Below are 17,922 nucleotides of genomic sequence, written 5' to 3'. Positions count from 1 at the left end.
GTAAATATAAATTTTATATTTGCAACCAAAATAAATTCTAATGAATCGCTGTTGACGAAATTTTACAACAGATAGTGATTACATATGAAATTGGAAAAAAATAAATATCCACTTATGAAACAAATAATTAACACAGTTAATGCACCTGCTGCAATCGGGCCTTATTCACAAGCTAATCTGGCAAACGGAGTTTTATATATTTCCGGACAGATCCCTGTAGACCCTGCAACTGGTAAACTGGTAGAGGGAATTGAGAAGGAAACACATCAGGTAATGAAAAACCTTGAGGCGATTCTTACAGAAGCGGGGTTAACCTTCAAAAATGTGGTGAAAGCTACTATCTTCCTTAAAAGTATGGACGATTTCGCAGTAATGAATGATATTTATGCTTCATATCTTGATGCAGACAGCTATCCGGCCCGTGAAACAGTACAGGTTTCCTGCCTGCCGAAGAATGTTGATATCGAAATTTCCATGATTGCACATCAGGATTAATGAATTTTATAAGAAATACAATTGCGGTTCTTGTAGGTCTTGCCATAGCTGGGCTTACTATTACTCTTGGTATAAGGGTTTTTCCGCAATGGATCACTTTCGAAGCTTTTGCCCCTTTTGAGCACTGGCAGAGATTTCTTTACAGCATGAGAGGCGATAATGCGTTTTTCGGATTTCTGCTGTTTATTTCTGGTCTTGGGACTACGATAGGAGGAGTTGCTACAGCGCTTATTGTAAAGTATGCTAAGGTGGCCTATGCTATTCTTATCGGATTCATTATGCTTTTCATAGCCATGCTGGATGTTATTGTATTTCCATACCATCCAACGTTTTATAAGATCTCTATTTTCCTGACCTTTTTCCCATTTTCGTGGATTGGGGGAAAAATTGTAGCGGTTATTTATGAACGGAAAAGTAAAAGGAGGATTGCCGAGAAAATGAACAAATCCAAATAAAAAAAACGCTGCAGATTCTGCAGCGTTTTTTTATAATATAAAAGACTATTGTTAGTGTTTATTAAGGCATCTTAAATCCTTTCGTATAAATTCTTCCGTAATCATCTACAAATTTCACCTGTACATTACCCTGGTATTTATCAAGGATTTTCTCTACATCTTTCTGCGAATTAACCGGTTTGCCGTTCACTTCTATAATGATATAATTGTCTACAATTCCGATCTTGGCCATCTCGCTTCCTTCGCTTACATTTTTAGCAACAACACCGCTGTTCAATCCGTATTCTGTTTTGAATTTTTCACTAAGCGGATCGAATTCTGCCCCTATTTTTTCAGCCACGCTAAGATCAGCTTTTGTTCTAGTGGAAGTTCCTCCTTTCTGATCTTTCAGGGTTACTGTAGTGGTATTTTCTTTACCGTTTCTTAAATAAGTTACCTGAACTTTATCACCAGGACGTTTGCTTCCGATGGACATGGAAAGGTCAGCGAAATCAGTAATATCATAAGAGTCTATTTTAGTGATGATATCGCCTTTTTTCAGTCCTGCATCTTCTGCACCGCTGTTATCACCGAATCCGGTTACGTATACCCCTGATCCTGCTTTGATGCTGGTTTTAAACTGCTGGTTGTAGGCAGCTACCTGCTGATCGTTGGAAAGATCTAATGATGATACGCCTAAGAATCCTCTCTGTACAATTCCGAACTTCTTGATGTCCTCAACAATCTTTCTTGCCAGATTGGAAGGAACGGCGAATCCGTATCCCTGATAATACCCTGTGGTAGACTGGATCGCAGAGTTGATCCCGATAAGGTCTCCGTTAACGTTAACCAGTGCACCTCCTGAGTTACCAGGGTTGATGGCTGCATCGGTCTGGATGAAACTTTCAATTGGGTTGGTTGCTTTTCCCTGACCTCCAAGGATTCCGATTCCTCTGCCTTTGGCTGAAACAATTCCCGCAGTAACCGTTGAATTTAATCCAAGCGGGTTTCCTACGGCAAGCACCCATTGTCCTACTTCAATATTGTCTGAATTGGCAAAATTTAAATACGGAAGTCCTTTTTCTTCAATCTTCAATAAAGAGATATCGGTATTTGGATCGGTTCCTACCAGCGTTGCGATATAGGATTTCTTGTTGCTTAAAACAACTTCCAGTTTGTTGGCTCCTGCTACAACGTGGTTGTTAGATATGATGTATCCGTCCGGAGAAATGATCACCCCCGAACCCATTCCTGATGGCATGTTGTCCGGTGCCTGCTGCTTCTGTCTCTGCTGGCCTCTTCCTCCTCCGAACGGATCTCCGAAGAAGAAATCAAAAAGATCCTGCTCTGAAGCTCTGCTTGTTGATCTGCTCTGGTAATTTTTAATGGTAACCACAGCCGGTACTGTTGTTTTCGATGCTTTTACGAAATCGTCACCTACAGCTCCCGTATTCATTCCTACGAATGATGCATTAGGTGCGGCGGCTGTAAAATAAGACTGGTCGCCGTTATTGGAATGTTGACCGAAATATTGTATTGTCCCAACGGTAGTAGCTCCTGAGACAACTCCCACTACTGCAAATGGTAATAGTTTTTTTAAAGTACTCTTCATTGTATATCTTTCTTTTTATTTATTGATTTTTTGTTTTATCGTAAACAAATTTAATGCTAAATAAGTATGCAATTAGCATGCTGCGTTTCAATTTTAACTAAAATTTAACGGCTATTGTGTCATTTTATACATTATGTCATAATCTTAAATACACGCATTAACAAAACTTAAAATATTATTAAAGAAAAACTGACATTTTTACAAATGCACAGCGTCAAATGATTGCAATAAGATACGAAATTTTTTTAAGTACTATGAATGATTATTGCAGGGATCGGCCAGCTCATCGAACCATGACATTGCTCATACACGGACTCATTTGAAAAATGATTATATTTGCAGAAATATTTTTCTCACTTAAAACGTTTATAGCATGCAACTGTATAACACCTTAAGCGCAGAAGAAAGAGCTCAACTTATTGATGAAGCCGGTAAGGAACGCCTTACATTGTCTTTCTATGCGTATGCCAAAATTGAAGATCCCAAAAAATTTCGCGACGAATTATTTATAGCCTGGAATGCCCTTGATGCGCTTGGCCGTATCTATGTTGCCCATGAAGGAATTAATGCTCAGATGAGCGTTCCTGCAGATCAGTTTGAGGCTTTTCGGGATACGCTGGAAGTATATGATTTTATGAGGGGTATTCGCCTGAATGTAGCGGTTGAGCAAGACAATCATTCTTTTTTGAAACTGACCATAAAAGTTAGACACAAAATTGTTGCTGACGGATTGAATGACGATTCTTTTGATGTGACCAATAAAGGAATCCATTTAAAGGCACAGGAATTTAATAATATGCTTGAAGATCCTAATACGATTGTAGTGGATTTCAGAAATCATTATGAAAGTGAAGTAGGGCATTTTGAAGGAGCTATTACTCCTGATGTGGAAAATTTCAGGGAAAGTTTACCGATTATAAACGAGCAGCTGCAGGATTTTAAAGAAGATAAAAACCTTTTGATGTATTGCACAGGAGGAATCCGTTGTGAAAAAGCCAGCGCTTACTTCAAGCATCAGGGTTTCAAAAATGTTTACCAGCTGGAAGGCGGAATCATTGAATATACTCGCCAGATCAAAGAAGAAGGTATAAAAAGTAAATTTATAGGGAAGAATTTTGTGTTTGACCACCGTTTGGGAGAACGAATTACTGATGATATTATTTCTCAGTGCCACCAGTGTGGAAAGCCTTGTGATAACCATACCAATTGTGCCAATGATGCCTGTCATTTACTGTTCATTCAATGTGATGAATGTAAAGCAGCTATGGAAAACTGCTGCTCCACAGAATGTCTGGAAATAATACATTTACCTTTGGAAGAGCAGTTAAAACTGAGAAAGGGATTGCAGGTCGGAAATAAAGTTTTCAGAAAAGGAAAATCCGAAACTTTGAAATTTAAAAAATCAGGAGATTTATCTGCCCAGCCTTTAGGAAAAGTAGCAAAGGCAGAAACAAAAGATATTCGCCAGAAAATCAAAATTAAAAAGACACTGATCGGAAAGGCGGAACACTATTATTCAAAATCAAAGATTGCCCAGTTTTTAATTGAAAACAAAGAGATTTCAGTAGGTGATAAAGTCCTGATTTCTGGACCTACAACCGGTGAGCAGGAAGTTACCATTACAGAAATTTATGCCAACGGAGGTCCTTGCGAAACTGCAAAAGTGGGGGATCAGATTACTTTTGAACTTCCGTTCAGAGTTCGTTTGTCTGATAAACTATATAAAATATTGCAGCCTGAAAACGGATAAGCTATGTTTAAAGCTGAACTTCGAAAAGAATATATGCAAAAAAGAAAAGCCTTGTCATCTGATGAGGCTTTCCTGTTATCTGAAAAGATCCTGACTAATTTCCTGGCTTATTTTAAACCTGAAAAAGGGCAGAAGGCTCATATTTTTATGCCTATAAAAAAGTTTAAGGAAATTGACACAGGAACTTTTATTGATGCTTTTTTGAAGGCGGATATCCGTGTTTTCGTACCAAAGGTTGTTGAAAATACCCTGATTTCAGTGGAGATCAATAAAGATACGGTCTTTGAGACCAGCAGCTGGGGCATCTCAGAACCTCTTTCCAACGAAGACTCACAGGAAGTGCATTTTGACTTTGTGATTACTCCATTACTTTACTGCGATCATAAAGGAAACAGGATAGGCTATGGAAAAGGTTTTTACGATGCCTTTTTCCAAAGTATTTCCGCTGCATCCAAAAAAATTGGAGTCAATTACTTTAGCCCTGATGAAACAATCGATGATGCCTGGGAAAATGATATTCCTTTAGATTATTTGGTTACGCCTACAGAAGTACTGTCTTTCTTTAACGGATCGGAATAGAAATCTAAGAAGTAAAACTTAAATTCTTTTTTAATCATCGGGGTAGAAAGCAGGATATACTGGGCATTTTTCTCAAAGGTCCCCAGCGATTTATTTTTCGCGTCAAAGTATTCAAGATTGAACTTGGCGTAATCAAGAGTATCCTTTTTATAGAATTCTTTATAAACACTCAGGTTGTTTACTTTTACCGATTTTACTTTAAGGCTGTCCAGCTCATGGAATAGCTTTTTAAACGTTGTAGAATCGGGCTTGTGGAAATAACTTTCCATCTGGGAATAGATAAAAGTGTCTACTTCTGTATTTCTGTTGCCGGAAAGGTATAGGGTAGAAAGATCCAGGAGTTCCTGTACTTTCTGCTTCGTAATGGAATTGATAGCCTGCATGCTGTCCATCTGTACAGCCGGATAGCTTTTTATATTATTGCTGTTTCTGAGCATATCCAGATCGCTTACTTCTTTATTTTTATTATTACAGGAAACAAATGCTAAAAAAAGTACTGCGAAGATTAGGAATTTATTTATTTTTTTCATCTGTAGACGCGATTTTAAATTTAATGGAGACTATTTTTCCTTTATTGTCCTTTTTCATCTCAATAACACTAAGATTTTTCAAAGATGTGGTTGGAGTTGTAACGAGTGTAATATACTTCTGCTTGTCAAGTCTTTCTATACCGTATGTATTATTATCATATACCTGATAAATAACCGCATTGTTACTGATAAGACTTTCCAGCTGATTTCTTTTCTGCTTGATAAGAGCCACCTGTTCAGCAGAATTACCGCCTTTTACATCTTTAATGGAGAAATAATAGGCAGCCATTTTATAATCGTCAGGTTTCAGCTCTATCATTTCCTCTTCAGGAGCGTTTTCCAGATTTCTGTTCACTTCCAGGTATTCATAGAAAGGAGCGCTGATCTGCATTTTGATGTTTTTATCTTTGGTAGAATAATAAAAACATTCACCAGGTTTTATTTTATATAAGAGTGGAGATTCATTTTCCTTGATGATCCTTATCTCCAGGGTATTGATCACCGAAACACCGCGGTCTTTATCGGTAAAACAATATTTATAGGTTTTTGAAAAAATTTCATCTTTAAAACCAAGCACTCCGGTAACGGCAATTAAAATGGTGGTAATAATGGCCCAGGCATTTTTTTTAAGGATATTTTTCCTTGGTGCTGCTGGTTGTATTTCTGTATGAGCTGATATTTTTGGATTTTCTTTAATTAATTGATTATCAGTTGTTGATTTTTGTAAATCATCATTTTCCTGAACCTGATATTCAATTTTTTTAGTAGAAATCTCAGTTTTTGGAAGTTCAGGAGATAGAGAGACTGTTTTTTCCAGTTCTTTTACTTCTTCCGGCTCAAGATCTTCATTTTCCTGAAGCAGTTCGCCTGCAAAAAGATGCTGTTTCTTGAAATCGTACCAGGACTCGTATCCCGCATAAACACTCAGTAAATTGAGCATATCAATGCGCGGTAATTTAGTCACCGGAGAAGTTTTAAAATAAGTGTAAAAAGATTTTTCGCTGATGTTGCCTTTGGCCTTTTTGCGGAGGTCTTCCTGGAAATATATAATATCTATTCCCTTCCATTTTGAAATTTCATCATGAGAGGGAGTAGATTTTTTTAAATATTCTGTTTGAACATCTTTTTTTAACTGTTCAAAATGCAATAGATCTAAATCTGTCAATTTTTATAAAATAATTAAATTGTTGATTATCAGTATTGTTTTTTTGTAAAACAATTTTACAAATGTATTACAATTATTTTTCATAAACAACTTTTGTATCTGCTCTACCTTTGTCTTGTTCAAATAACAGAACAGAAGAAAATTTATAAAAACAATATTAACAAAATTAAATTTAATTTATTATGAAAAAGTCATTATTCGTAGCTGCTATCGCTGCAATCTCTCTAGTTGCTTGTAAAAAAACTGAAACTACTTCTACTGAAGGAGCTACTGATTCTGCTGCTGCTAACGTAGCTGATTCTGCTGCTGTAGTTACTGATTCTGCTGCTAAAGTAATTGATTCAGCTGCTAACGTTGCTGTTGACGCTACTAAAGATGCTGCTGCTGCTACAACTGCTGCTGGTGCTGATGCTGCTAAAGCTACAACTGAAGCTGCTGCTGACGCTGCTAAAGGTGCTGCTGATGCTGCTAAAGGTGCTGCAAAAGACGCTGCTAAAGAAGTTAAAGACGCTGCTAAGAAATAATTCTAGCATAAGCTTAACAATAAAAGAACCGTTTCACCCTGTGAGACGGTTTTTTTATGCTTTATTGTTAGGAGACGGAAGATTTGAAGATAGATGTTACTAATGCTCTTTTAATGAATTATAATAACTTCTCTCTTCCGGCATCAGGCTTCCTTCCTCTGAATATTATCCTTTCTTTTGTTTCAGTGACTCATAGCATGTAATGGCTACGGCATTACTCAGGTTTAAAGAGTCAATGCTTCCCGCCATAGGAATCAGGGTGTTTTTTCCTTTCCCGATCCAGAAATCGCTTAAACCGGAATGCTCGGTCCCGAATAATACGGCGGAACGTTGGCTAAAATCTCTTTTATAAAGATCTTCAGCAGTCTCATCCATCAGTGTTGTGTAGATATTGAACTTATTTTTCTGTAGAAATTCAAGGGTTTCTTCATTTTCAGCATCATAAACTTCCATTCCGAACAGACATCCGACGCTTGATCTGATCACATTAGGGTTATAAAAGTCTGCTTTTCCGTTGGCAACGATCAGGGCATCAATCCCAAAAGCCTCGCAGCTTCTCAGGATTGCCCCAAGATTACCGGGCTTTTCTACTCCTTCCACAATAATGACGGTTGAATTTTCTTTAGGGACAAAAGATGAAAGAAGATTTTCTTTAGTATTATAAATGCCAATAATTCCTTCAGAGCTTCCCCTGTAGGCTATTTTTTCGTATACTTTTTCACTTACATAATGAATTCTGCCTTCCGGAAGCTGTCCTTTGAAGATGTTTTCGCAGATAAAAAACTCTACAGGTTCAAAGTCATACTGTAAAGCTCTTTCATTTTCCTGCTGTCCTTCAACAACAAAAACTTTGGCTTTTTTGCGGAATCTGTTGTCTGCCAGAAGCTTGGTGACATTTTTTATTTTATCGTTTTGAAAACTTTCTATCAACATGCTGCAAAATTATGCAAAAATTGTGATTAGGCATGCTTTAGTTTTCCGTTTCCAAAAAGTTACTATTATCAATAAGGCTTTGTGGCAGGTCTTTTTTGTTTTTAATTCCCAGAGATTTCAGTTTCTGGGTTTGGATCACAAGGTTGTCATTTCCGGTAGAAAGCTGTTTGTAGGCATCATTGTATACATTTTTAGCCTGATCAAGGTTTTTTCCTACTTTCTCAAGGTTCTCCACAAACCCGACAAATTTATCATAGAGCTTTGCTCCGCGGTCGGCAATTTCCATGGAGTTTCTGTTCTGGTATTCACGTTTCCATAGATCTGCAATAAGTTTCAGGGAAGTGATCAGGTTACTTGGGTTCAGCAGAAGGATTCTTCTTTCGTAGGCAAAATTCCAAAGGTTCTGATCTGCCTGCATAGCTGCAATATAAGCTGGTTCGCTAGGAATAAACATCATGACGAAATCCAGTGATTTCCCATAGTCGTCATAGGCCTTCTGGCTCAGCTGGAGGATGTGGTTCTTGATAGAGCCTAAATGCTGGTTAAGCTTCATGGCGTAAACATCCTGGTCGTTTTCATCCACCAATTCTGTGAAGGCAGTAAGGGAAACTTTGGAATCAATGATGACATTTCTTTCATCAGGGTACTTTACCACGGCATCCGGACGCATTTTTTTACCGGAAAATTCGGAGAAAAGGGCTTTATTGTCCTCATCACGAAGTTCATGCTCAAGGAAATATTCTCTTCCTTTTACTAATCCTGATTTTTCAAGGATGCTTTCAAGGATCATTTCACCCCAGTTTCCTTGTGTTTTACTTTCTCCTTTTAAAGCTCTGGTCAGTTTTTTGGCATCTTCGGATATCTGCTGGTTCAGTTCAGCAAGCTCCTTTACTTTTTCAGCAAGGGAAAAACGTTCCTTGTTTTCCTTCTCGTAGGCTTCGTTTACCCTGTTTTTAAGATCGGCAATCTTTTCCTGGAAAGGCTCAAGAATGGTTTTTAAGTTATTTTGATTTAAAGTGGTAAACTTTTCCGTCTTTTCTTCTAAAATTTTATTGGCCAGATTTTCAAACTGCAGTTTTGATTCTTCCTGAATTTTGGCAATTTCCTCCTTCTGGGTATCAAGAGACTGCTGCATGCTGTCGTTTTTAGCGGAAAGCTCGGAGTTTTTAGCAAAAATATGCTGCTTCTCGGAAATCAGATTTTCGATTTGAGTAGTCTGTTTGGCATTAAGCTGTTTTTGCTCCAGAAACTGTGAGTTCAGGGAAGCATATTCGGCAGAAATTTTGGCATATTCATTTTTCAGGTCATTCAGCAGATCAGTTTGCTGCTGGTTCAGTTCTTTTTCTTTCGTGATACTTTGGTTCAGCTCCTGAACTTTCAGGTTGAGATTTTCAAGATCTGAATGGTTTTTGATGTGCAGATTATTCAGTTCATCATATGAACTTCTTGAAACCGTAGACGATTTTAAGGCAAAATACAAAATAACGGCTCCAAGAATTCCGCCGGCAATACATCCAATAATTAAATAGGTCATCTCCATGTTTCAAAATTACGAAAAGAAAAATTGATTTCTTTTACGGGAAACCGTTAAAATTTCCGGCATGATCAATTATTTGAGGTCAGACAATTTTGTTGAAATTTGATCTTATTATTTGTAATATTCAATATCTATTAAATGAATCTGAAACGGAATATTGTTTTTTAATAATAGTAGCTTTTTCGGATTTTTATGAGCATATTTCTTATTCTGGCCTGCACAGAAAAGTGATAAACAAAATAATAGAAATATGCTTAAATTTTTTTTCATGATTGTAATTGTGTTGTATAGTAGGGCTTTTATTGAAATTATAAACACCTTTTCATTTTCATTGTTGTTTGTTTAAATATAGTAAAAAAGTGAGCCGAAAAGACTCACTGTAAGTTTATATCTTAAACTCTGATTATGGAAGTAGGACTGGTCCCGGATCAACGGTTCCCGGATCTAAAACCAAAGGCTTACAGAATCCTGTATTCACTTCGCATCTTCCACCCATGCATATATAATTGGTCATAGTGGTTGAGCCGTCGGGACATCTGATCATAGCTTCGCCATGGCATCCACCGGGACATTGTGCCGGATATAAATACCCGCCGAATACATCTCTCAATTCATTTCTTGAAATTTTTGTTAAGTTTGTTTTTTTCATGGAATTAATTTTTTAGTTAGTTTTTGTTTGTATAGTACTGAAAATGAATATTTAAATATATGAAAAATAAATCACTATAATGTTATATATCAGGAAATAATGAAAATGAAATTCATTACCAATAAATCTGGAAAGGGATCATTTGATTACACAGTATTAGGCTTTTTTCTTATTTAATGTTTCCCTGTATAGTTTTTACTTTTTTTATCCAGGCCTGATAAACAGGGTACCATACACGATCACCATTGGATCCGTTACAAAGTACGATTAGACCGCTTTTTGTGGAGGAATGCAAAAACAGAGCAACGCTCCATCCTGCATTTTCACCCGTGTGTCCCATTGTACGGAAGCCTTCATAATTCATAAACCGGTATCCCAGACCGCTTTCTCCTTCATCAGATGATGGCAATACAGGCTGTTCCATTAATTGTATGGTTTCAGGCTTCAATACTTGATTTAAAAACTTAGGATCAGCTGTAAGAGATAACTCAGCGAAATGGGCCAGGTCTGATATTGTTGTTTGTAATCCGGCGGCGGCCTGCTCTGTAAATATTCTGTTCTTTATCGGCTTCCCTAAAGTATCATAAGCGGATGCGGACGCTGCTTTCATTTCATCTGTCCATTGGTAATTGGTATGATTTAATCCAAGAGGGTTGAAGATATTTTTTGTCATATAGTCTGCAAATTTCTCTTTAGTTTTTTCTTCCAGTAAAAGCTGGGCTAGGGTGTAGCCGCCACCTGAATATTCCCATTTTGTTCCTGGTTCACTGATAAGGCGTACGCTTTCTCTGTTCCTTTTGGTTTTTCCGTCAAGAGATTCTTCAAGGGTGAGTAAAGGGGTTCCCTGTTCAGAACCTCCATATCCGTGCACAGAAAGCCCCGCTGTATGGCTGAGTATGCGACGCAGGGTAACTTTGGATATGTCATATGAGGAGGAAGGAAGCTTCCATCGGGTTAACGACGGGTTGACTGGATCATCCAGCCGTATATATCCTTTTTCCACCAATTGCATGAACCCCCAAGCAGATACTACCTTTGAGATGGAGCCAATATTAAAGATAGTTTTCGCTGTAACAGGCGTTTTGCTTTCCAGATCTGCGTATCCCAGGCCTTGTATCCATGCAATCTTTCCATTTTCAATGAAAGCAACTGCTACTCCGGGTACATTATTTTTTTGAGAAGCTTCTAAGCCTGTTTTCTGAATTTCCTGATAGAAAGGATCAGAGGTTTTTTGAGCATAATCTTCTTTTTGTCTCCCTACAGACTGCCTTGGTGCAGAGCAAGAAAAAAGAACTTTAATGTACACCGTTACTAAGAGAAATTTATTGATACCCATTATCATTTATTGTATTAGGATTAGCCGGACCGCATAGGTCTGCAAATGAGGGGGTAATGTAATGAAAAATCACTATACTGCAGCATAGTGATTTTTTTAAGTTTAAATTAATATTTTCTTGAGTTAAGGTACAAATTATGCAACAATTAAAAAGAAGTAAATACAATTAAGTACTGTAGCTGCAAATGAGGCAATAAATACAGCCAGATTCACCCTTGTTTTACCCGTAAATAATCTTATGATCCAATAGTTGATGACATAAACAGGGATCAATAAAAATAAATTAAAAGCAATTAAAAAATTAAAATTATAAAGAAGAATGAAAATAATAACTGAGCTGACTGCTGAAGAGACAAAAGTCCCCAGGATAGCTTTAATTACTGTTTCAGAATCAACTTTTAAATTTTCAACATTTTTGTGTATTTGACTGTACTTTGTCTCTACCAGAAAGTTAATAGTTTTATCAGTGAGTAAATCAGAATGTATTAATTGTAAGCACTCCTGTTTTGATAATTTGTTCATGTAGTAACCATGAATTTCTCTTATCACCCTGTTTTGTTCATTTAAAATTGACTTTTGAATATTAATTTTAGCCTGAAACTTTTCTAAAGAGCCTCTGCTTAAAATTTCAGCTATAATTTCTTTATCAGCTTTCCCTTGATAATCAATCTGATTAGTGTATGATTCAATCAGGTCTTTTTCTGAAAAATTGCTGTAAAATCCCATCTCTATGGATTTTCTTTAGAAATTTCCTTATGATGTTTCAGATACAAAGGCAGCGCAGCAGATCCATACCATGGAAAAATTTCATAACCGAACACACCGGCCTGTACTGCAGGATCAGTTTTTACCCATTGTTCAGCTTCTTCTTTAGATTTTGTATTGAAAATAAACATGCCGCGGTAGTTTTCTTTATTCTTTTCTAAAAATGGTCCGGCCACAATTATTTTTCCTTCATCGGCAAGCTTTCCGATATTAGCAAGATGGCCTTTCATCAGTTCGCCCATTTTGGCCTTGTCATCTACTTTTGCAGAGCCCGTGGTGAGCATAACCATAGTATAGGCTTTCATACCATATTTATCTGCTCCGAGTGAAGTGGCCAGTTCCTGGTTGAATGTTGTCTTTTCTTCTTTTTTTACCTGGGCGAAAGATAAAATTCCCGCCAAAAGGGTAAGGGATAAATAAATTTTTAATCTCATAATGTATGTTTTAAAATCTAATATCTAATCTTTTATTCTTAAAAATTCTTTTGCCAGCTCAATCATTTTAGGATCACCGGTGTATTTTCCATGCTCGTCGGATAGTTTTACCGTTGGAATCCATTCTTTATTCGGTGCCTGTACGCCGATAAGTTTCATTACTATATTCATTGGTTTCAGGCCTACATCATTAGTAAGGTTGGTTCCGATTCCGAATGAAACTCCAATCTTTCCTTTACAATAATTGGTGATTTCTTCTACTTTTTCAAGATTTAAGGCATCGGAAAAGATAATGTATTTAAATAAAGGGTTGATTCCGTTATTTTTATAGTGAGCTATTGTTTTGTCTGCAAATTCCAGAGGATCACCACTGTCGTGGCGCACACCGTCAAACAACTTGGCGAATTTTTTATCAAACTGCTGGAAGAAAACATCGGTAGTATAAGTGTCGGACAGGGCAACTCCAAGATCACCTCTGTATACATCCACCCAATGTTCAAGGGCCATTTCGTTGGCCATTTTAAATCCATATTCAGCTGCGTGGAACATAAACCATTCGTGTGCATGAGTGCCAATAGGTTTTACTCCGTACTTCATCGCAAAATGAACATTGGAGCTTCCTATGAAAGTGGATTCCTTATTTTGCGTTAAAGCTTCCATAACCAGATTCTGTACCTTATAAGAATGTCTCCTTCTGGTACCGAATTCAGCGAAATTTACTCCGAGTCTTGCAAGAGAGTCTGCTTTTTCCAGGGTTTTGCTCATAACAACTTCATTGGAATCCCTTTCCATATGATTCATTTCATAATGAAGCTCACTGATTAAAGCAAGAAGAGGGACTTCCCAGAGAATAGTTCTGTACCAAAGCCCTTCAACGGTTACGGAAAGATCGCTGCCTTCCTGATGAATTTTTACTTCGGACGGGTCGTAATGATAGCCCTCTAAAAAATCCAGATAGGGAAGGTCTATATAAGGGCAGGTTCTTGCCATGAATTTTTTTTCTTCCTTGGTAAGCTTTAATTCTGCCATTTTATTAACAGCTTCTTTCAGGGCTACATCAAAACCTTCCGGAAACTGGTGCTTTCCCCTGTTGATGAATTCATATTTTACAATGGAGCTTGGAAAAAGTTTTACCACTGCATTTTGCATTGTTATTTTATAGAAATCGTTATCCAGAATGGAATTTAATCGAACGCCGTACATGATATGTGTAATTTTAACGCAAATATAGTTATTTAAAATAAAAATCGCCTAAATGTAAGACGATTTTTTTATTAATCGGATGATTTTTGTCTGTTACTTGCCTAAATAAGAGTTGTACATCCATACTTCTTTTTCCTGTTCAGTAATATAGTCGCTCATCTGGGAATTGGTTCCTTCATCTCCTGCAGCATCTGTGATGTCCAGAAGTTCTCTTTGCAGATCAATTACTACTTTGAAGGAGTTCAGGATAAGTTCAACGCTTTTGTTGGCGTCCGTTACCTCTTTGCTTTCCTTGATCGTAGCTACTTTCAGATAATCTGAATAATTGTGGGCAGGAGTTGCGCCTAATGTAAGAATCCTTTCTGCAATCTCGTCTATCTTCAATACAAGGCTATTGTACAATTCTTCAAATTTAGGATGAAGCGTAAAAAACTGATCTCCTTTAATATTCCAGTGTGAACCTCTTGTGTTTTGGTAAAATACTGAATAGTTGGCTAATAAAATATTTAACTTTTCTGAGATATTTTTACAATCGGCTTCTTTCAGGCCAATAATGCTTGCATTTTTCATATGTTTATTTTTTTATGTAAACAAAATTAGAAAATATTGTGCCGAAAAACCTTTAAAATCCATAGAAGATAACTATGAGGAAATTTTTTATAATAGTTTGGAATTATCACATGGTTAATTAATAACATTAATATAATGTACAATGAGCCATAGACATACTTGATTTTACAATTATTTAATAAACTGCTGTTAAAGAAAACTTTTTTATATTTTTTCACTATACATCGGCAGTCTGTTATTCTGTTCCTCAAATGCCTCCACATTTTTATGTAAGTGTTTGATTTTAATTTTTATATAAGTATTTGTAGATTAAAAAAATATTCCTATTTTTGCACCCTAAAATAAAAAGCAATTAAATGCCTACTATTCAACAATTAGTAAGAAAAGGAAGAGCCACGCTTGCCAAGAAGAGCAAATCGGCTGCCCTTGATTCTTGTCCACAAAGACGAGGTGTATGTACGAGAGTATATACTACCACTCCTAAGAAACCTAACTCTGCACTTAGAAAAGTAGCAAGGGTAAGACTTTCTAACGGGAAAGAAGTCAACGCCTACATCCCGGGCGAAGGACATAATCTTCAAGAGCACTCGATAGTATTGGTAAGAGGCGGAAGGGTGAAAGACCTACCGGGAGTACGTTACCACATCGTAAGAGGTGCATTAGACACTGCAGGTGTAAATGGAAGAACACAGAGAAGATCAAAGTATGGAGCTAAGAGACCTAAACCAGGTCAGGCAGCTGCTGCACCAGCAAAAGGAAAGAAAAAATAATCATTAAATAAGGTACAAGACAATGAGAAAGACAAAAGCTAAAAAAAGAGCGTTGTTACCAGATCCGAAGTTTAATGATCAATTGGTAACCAGATTCGTAAATAACCTGATGCTTGACGGTAAGAAGTCAATCGCATTTAAAATTTTCTATGATGCATTAGATATCGTAGAAACTAAAAAAGGAGACAACGAAAAAACTGCACTAGAAATCTGGAAAGATGCACTTACTAATGTAATGCCTCACGTAGAAGTACGTTCTAGAAGAGTAGGTGGAGCTAACTTCCAAATCCCAATGCCAATCAGAGCTGACAGAAAAATTTCTATGGCGATGAAATGGTTAATCAAATATTCAAAAGCTAGAAATGATAAGTCAATGGCTTTGAAATTAGCTAACGAAGTTGTAGCTGCTTCAAGAGAAGAAGGTGCTGCTTACAAGAAAAAGAGTGATACTCACAAAATGGCGGAAGCTAACAAAGCGTTTTCACACTTTAAATTCTAATCTGAAATGGGAAGAGATCTTAAATTTACAAGAAATATTGGTATTGCTGCGCATATTGATGCAGGTAAGACTACCACTACAGAAAGAATTTTATTCTATACAGGGGTAAACCACAAAATTGGAGAAGTTCACGATGGTGCTTCTACAATGGACTGGATGGAGCAGGAAGCAGAAAGAGGTATTACTATTACTTCTGCTGCAACTACTTGTTCTTGGAACTTTCCAACGGATCAAGGAAAACCTGTTGCTGAAACTAAACCTTACCACTTCAACATCATCGATACACCGGGACACGTTGACTTCACTGTAGAAGTAAACAGATCTTTAAGAGTATTGGATGGATTGGTATTCCTTTTCTCTGCAGTAGATGGAGTAGAGCCTCAGTCTGAAACAAACTGGAGACTTGCTGACAACTACAAAGTTGCGAGAATGGGATTCGTAAACAAAATGGACAGACAGGGTGCTGACTTCTTGAACGTTGTAAAACAAGTAAAAGAAATGTTAGGATCTAATGCAGTTCCAATCGTTTTACCAATCGGTGCTGAAGAAGATTTCAAAGGAGTTGTAGACTTAATTAAAAACAGAGCGATCATCTGGGATGAAGCTGGACAAGGTGCTACTTTCGAGGTAGTTCCAATTCCTGAAGACATGAAAGATGAAGTTCTTGAATATAGAGAGAAATTAGTTGAAGCTGTTTCTGAATATGACGAAACTTTGATGGAGAAATTCTTTGAAGATCCGGATTCAATTACAGAAGAAGAAATCAATGCTGCATTGAGAGCTGCAACTATCGATTTATCTATTATCCCAATGACTTGTGGTTCTTCATTCAAAAATAAAGGAGTACAGTTTATGTTGGATGCAGTATGTAAATACTTGCCTTCTCCATTGGATAAAGATGATATCAAAGGTACTGACCCAAGAACAGATGCTGAGATTACAAGAAAACCATCTGTAGATGAGCCTTTCTCTGCATTAGCATTTAAGATTGCTACTGACCCGTTCGTGGGAAGATTAGCATTCTTCAGAGCTTACTCTGGAAGACTTGATGCTGGTTCTTATATCCTGAACACTCGTTCTGGAGATAAAGAAAGAATCTCAAGAATCTATCAGATGCACGCTAACAAGCAAAACCCGGTAGAATATATTGAAGCTGGTGATATTGGTGCTGCTGTAGGATTCAAGTCTATCAAAACAGGTGATACTATGTGTGATGAGAAACACCCAATCGTTCTAGAATCGATGGTATTCCCTGATCCGGTAATTGGTATCGCTGTTGAGCCTAAAACTAAAGCTGACCAGGATAAAATGGGTAACGCTCTAGCTAAATTGGCTGAAGAAGATCCTACATTTACTGTAAGAACTGACGAAGCTTCTGGACAAACGATTATCTCTGGTATGGGTGAGCTTCACTTGGATATCATTGTTGACCGTATGAAGAGAGAATTCAAAGTTGAAGTAAACCAGGGACAACCTCAGGTAGAGTACAAAGAAAACTTAACAAGAGTTGCCAACCACAGAGAGGTTTACAAAAAGCAATCTGGAGGTAAAGGTAAATTTGCTGACATTGTATTTGAACTAGGACCTGCAGACGAAGGTAAAGTTGGTTTAGAATTCATCAATGAGATCAAAGGTGGTAACGTTCCTAGAGAATTCGTTCCTGCAATTGAAAAAGGATTTAAAGCTGCAATGAAGAACGGGCCATTAGCTGGTTTCGAAGTTGAAGGTATTAAAGTTACTCTTAAAGACGGATCTTTCCACGCAGTGGATTCTGACGCTCTTTCTTTCGAAATGGCTGCTAAGCTTGGTTTCAAAGAAGCAGGTAAAGCTGCTAAGCCAGTGATCATGGAGCCTATTATGAAACTGGAGGTTGTAACTCCGGAAGAGTATATGGGTAACATCATCGGTGACCTTAACAAGAGAAGAGGTACGATCAGCGGTCAGGAAGAGAAAAACGGAGCTGTTGTAATCAAAGGTTCTGTTCCACTTTCTGAAATGTTTGGATATGTAACAACTCTAAGAACACTTTCATCAGGAAGAGCTACTTCTTCTATGGAATTAGAGAAATACGCACAAACTCCACAAAACGTTGCTGAAGAAATCATTGCTAAAGCAAAAGGTTAATTTTTAAATTAAA

The 17,922-nt window shown here is 37.2% G+C and carries 19 protein-coding genes; 8 read left to right on the top strand and 11 right to left on the bottom strand.

The genetic code is table 11. The annotated features are described in order from the left end of the window. Positions 1–114 precede the first annotated feature (114 nt). Positions 115–495: a RidA family protein gene (locus BUB03_RS07545; RefSeq protein ID WP_040993923.1), complete on the top strand. Its 381-nt coding sequence runs from the start codon at positions 115–117 to the stop codon at positions 493–495. Then, positions 495–950 carry a hypothetical protein gene (locus tag BUB03_RS07540; protein ID WP_040993503.1) on the top strand — a complete coding sequence of 152 codons (456 nt, stop codon included), beginning with the start codon at positions 495–497 and terminating at the stop codon, positions 948–950. Before BUB03_RS07545 ends, BUB03_RS07540 begins: the two co-directional genes overlap by 1 nt. Positions 951–1,011: 61 nt before the next feature. Here the strand turns inward: BUB03_RS07540 and BUB03_RS07535 are convergent, their stop codons facing one another. Continuing rightward, the gene (locus BUB03_RS07535) at positions 1,012–2,541 is read right to left on the bottom strand and encodes a trypsin-like peptidase domain-containing protein (RefSeq protein WP_040993504.1); all 1,530 of its coding nucleotides are present in this window, start codon (positions 2,539–2,541) and stop codon (positions 1,012–1,014) included. 373 nt (positions 2,542–2,914) lie between these two features. On the opposite strand from BUB03_RS07535, the gene trhO reads away from it, so the two are divergent. Together trhO and BUB03_RS07525 are read left to right on the top strand one after the other, a co-directional pair. Continuing rightward, the gene (gene trhO, locus BUB03_RS07530; RefSeq protein WP_073061628.1) at positions 2,915–4,291 is read left to right on the top strand and encodes an oxygen-dependent tRNA uridine(34) hydroxylase TrhO; all 1,377 of its coding nucleotides are present in this window, start codon (positions 2,915–2,917) and stop codon (positions 4,289–4,291) included. A gap of 3 nt (positions 4,292–4,294) precedes the next feature. Continuing rightward, entirely contained in the window at positions 4,295–4,870 is a 576-nt protein-coding gene (locus BUB03_RS07525; protein ID WP_073061625.1) for a 5-formyltetrahydrofolate cyclo-ligase, read from the top strand. Here BUB03_RS07525 and BUB03_RS07520 read toward each other — a convergent pair. Together BUB03_RS07520 and BUB03_RS07515 are read right to left on the bottom strand one after the other, a co-directional pair. Continuing rightward, positions 4,819–5,400, bottom strand: a complete 582-nt coding sequence (locus BUB03_RS07520; protein ID WP_040993507.1) for a hypothetical protein — start codon at positions 5,398–5,400, stop codon at positions 4,819–4,821. The genes BUB03_RS07525 and BUB03_RS07520 overlap by 52 nt on opposite strands. Continuing rightward, complete coding sequence (locus tag BUB03_RS07515) at positions 5,384–6,565, bottom strand: hypothetical protein (protein WP_073061623.1); 1,182 nt, start codon at positions 6,563–6,565, stop codon at positions 5,384–5,386. Before BUB03_RS07515 ends, BUB03_RS07520 begins: the two co-directional genes overlap by 17 nt. Positions 6,566–6,747: 182 nt before the next feature. On the opposite strand from BUB03_RS07515, the gene BUB03_RS07510 reads away from it, so the two are divergent. Continuing rightward, positions 6,748–7,089 (top strand): hypothetical protein, encoded by a 342-nt coding sequence (locus tag BUB03_RS07510; protein WP_040993509.1) that lies wholly within the window; start codon positions 6,748–6,750, stop codon positions 7,087–7,089. A gap of 165 nt (positions 7,090–7,254) precedes the next feature. Here BUB03_RS07510 and BUB03_RS07505 read toward each other — a convergent pair whose 3' ends face one another. From BUB03_RS07505 to BUB03_RS07470, 8 genes are all read right to left on the bottom strand, one after another. After that, entirely contained in the window at positions 7,255–8,022 is a 768-nt protein-coding gene (locus BUB03_RS07505) for a TrmH family RNA methyltransferase (RefSeq protein ID WP_073061620.1), read from the bottom strand. 37 nt (positions 8,023–8,059) lie between these two features. Further along, a complete protein-coding gene (gene rmuC / locus BUB03_RS07500; protein WP_394363662.1) occupies positions 8,060–9,562 on the bottom strand; it encodes a DNA recombination protein RmuC in 1,503 nt (500 codons plus the stop codon). A 400-nt stretch (positions 9,563–9,962) separates the two neighbouring features. Then, positions 9,963–10,208 (bottom strand): hypothetical protein, encoded by a 246-nt coding sequence (locus BUB03_RS07495; protein ID WP_073061617.1) that lies wholly within the window; start codon positions 10,206–10,208, stop codon positions 9,963–9,965. Positions 10,209–10,377: 169 nt separating this feature from the next. Beyond that, positions 10,378–11,544, bottom strand: a complete 1,167-nt coding sequence (locus BUB03_RS07490) for a serine hydrolase domain-containing protein (RefSeq protein ID WP_073061614.1) — start codon at positions 11,542–11,544, stop codon at positions 10,378–10,380. 135 nt (positions 11,545–11,679) lie between these two features. After that, positions 11,680–12,270 (bottom strand): hypothetical protein, encoded by a 591-nt coding sequence (locus BUB03_RS07485; RefSeq protein WP_073061612.1) that lies wholly within the window; start codon positions 12,268–12,270, stop codon positions 11,680–11,682. Between the two features lie 2 nt (positions 12,271–12,272). Next, positions 12,273–12,743 (bottom strand): YciI family protein, encoded by a 471-nt coding sequence (locus tag BUB03_RS07480; RefSeq protein ID WP_040993513.1) that lies wholly within the window; start codon positions 12,741–12,743, stop codon positions 12,273–12,275. 24 nt (positions 12,744–12,767) lie between these two features. Next, a complete protein-coding gene (pncB, locus tag BUB03_RS07475; protein ID WP_073061608.1) occupies positions 12,768–13,946 on the bottom strand; it encodes a nicotinate phosphoribosyltransferase in 1,179 nt (392 codons plus the stop codon). A 93-nt stretch (positions 13,947–14,039) separates the two neighbouring features. After that, on the bottom strand, positions 14,040–14,516 hold the full coding sequence (locus BUB03_RS07470; RefSeq protein WP_040993515.1) for a Dps family protein: 477 nt from the start codon (positions 14,514–14,516) through the stop codon (positions 14,040–14,042). 356 nt (positions 14,517–14,872) lie between these two features. Here BUB03_RS07470 and rpsL point away from each other — a divergent pair, with 356 nt between their 5' ends. Genes rpsL through fusA form a run of 3 tightly spaced genes read left to right on the top strand, consistent with a single transcriptional unit; the run spans position 14,873 to position 17,909 of the window. After that, positions 14,873–15,286 carry a 30S ribosomal protein S12 gene (gene rpsL / locus BUB03_RS07465; RefSeq protein ID WP_002983146.1) on the top strand — a complete coding sequence of 138 codons (414 nt, stop codon included), beginning with the start codon at positions 14,873–14,875 and terminating at the stop codon, positions 15,284–15,286. A 22-nt stretch (positions 15,287–15,308) separates the two neighbouring features. Then, the gene (rpsG, locus tag BUB03_RS07460; protein ID WP_040993517.1) at positions 15,309–15,785 is read left to right on the top strand and encodes a 30S ribosomal protein S7; all 477 of its coding nucleotides are present in this window, start codon (positions 15,309–15,311) and stop codon (positions 15,783–15,785) included. 6 nt (positions 15,786–15,791) lie between these two features. Further along, positions 15,792–17,909: an elongation factor G gene (fusA, locus tag BUB03_RS07455; RefSeq protein ID WP_040993518.1), complete on the top strand. Its 2,118-nt coding sequence runs from the start codon at positions 15,792–15,794 to the stop codon at positions 17,907–17,909. Positions 17,910–17,922 lie beyond the last annotated feature (13 nt).

The sequence above is a fragment of the Chryseobacterium oranimense genome (assembly GCF_900129755.1).
In the GTDB taxonomy this organism is placed as follows: domain Bacteria; phylum Bacteroidota; class Bacteroidia; order Flavobacteriales; family Weeksellaceae; genus Chryseobacterium; species Chryseobacterium oranimense.
The sequence above is the reverse complement of the archived record's forward strand: the minus strand, read 5'-3'. Positions and strand labels throughout refer to the sequence as shown.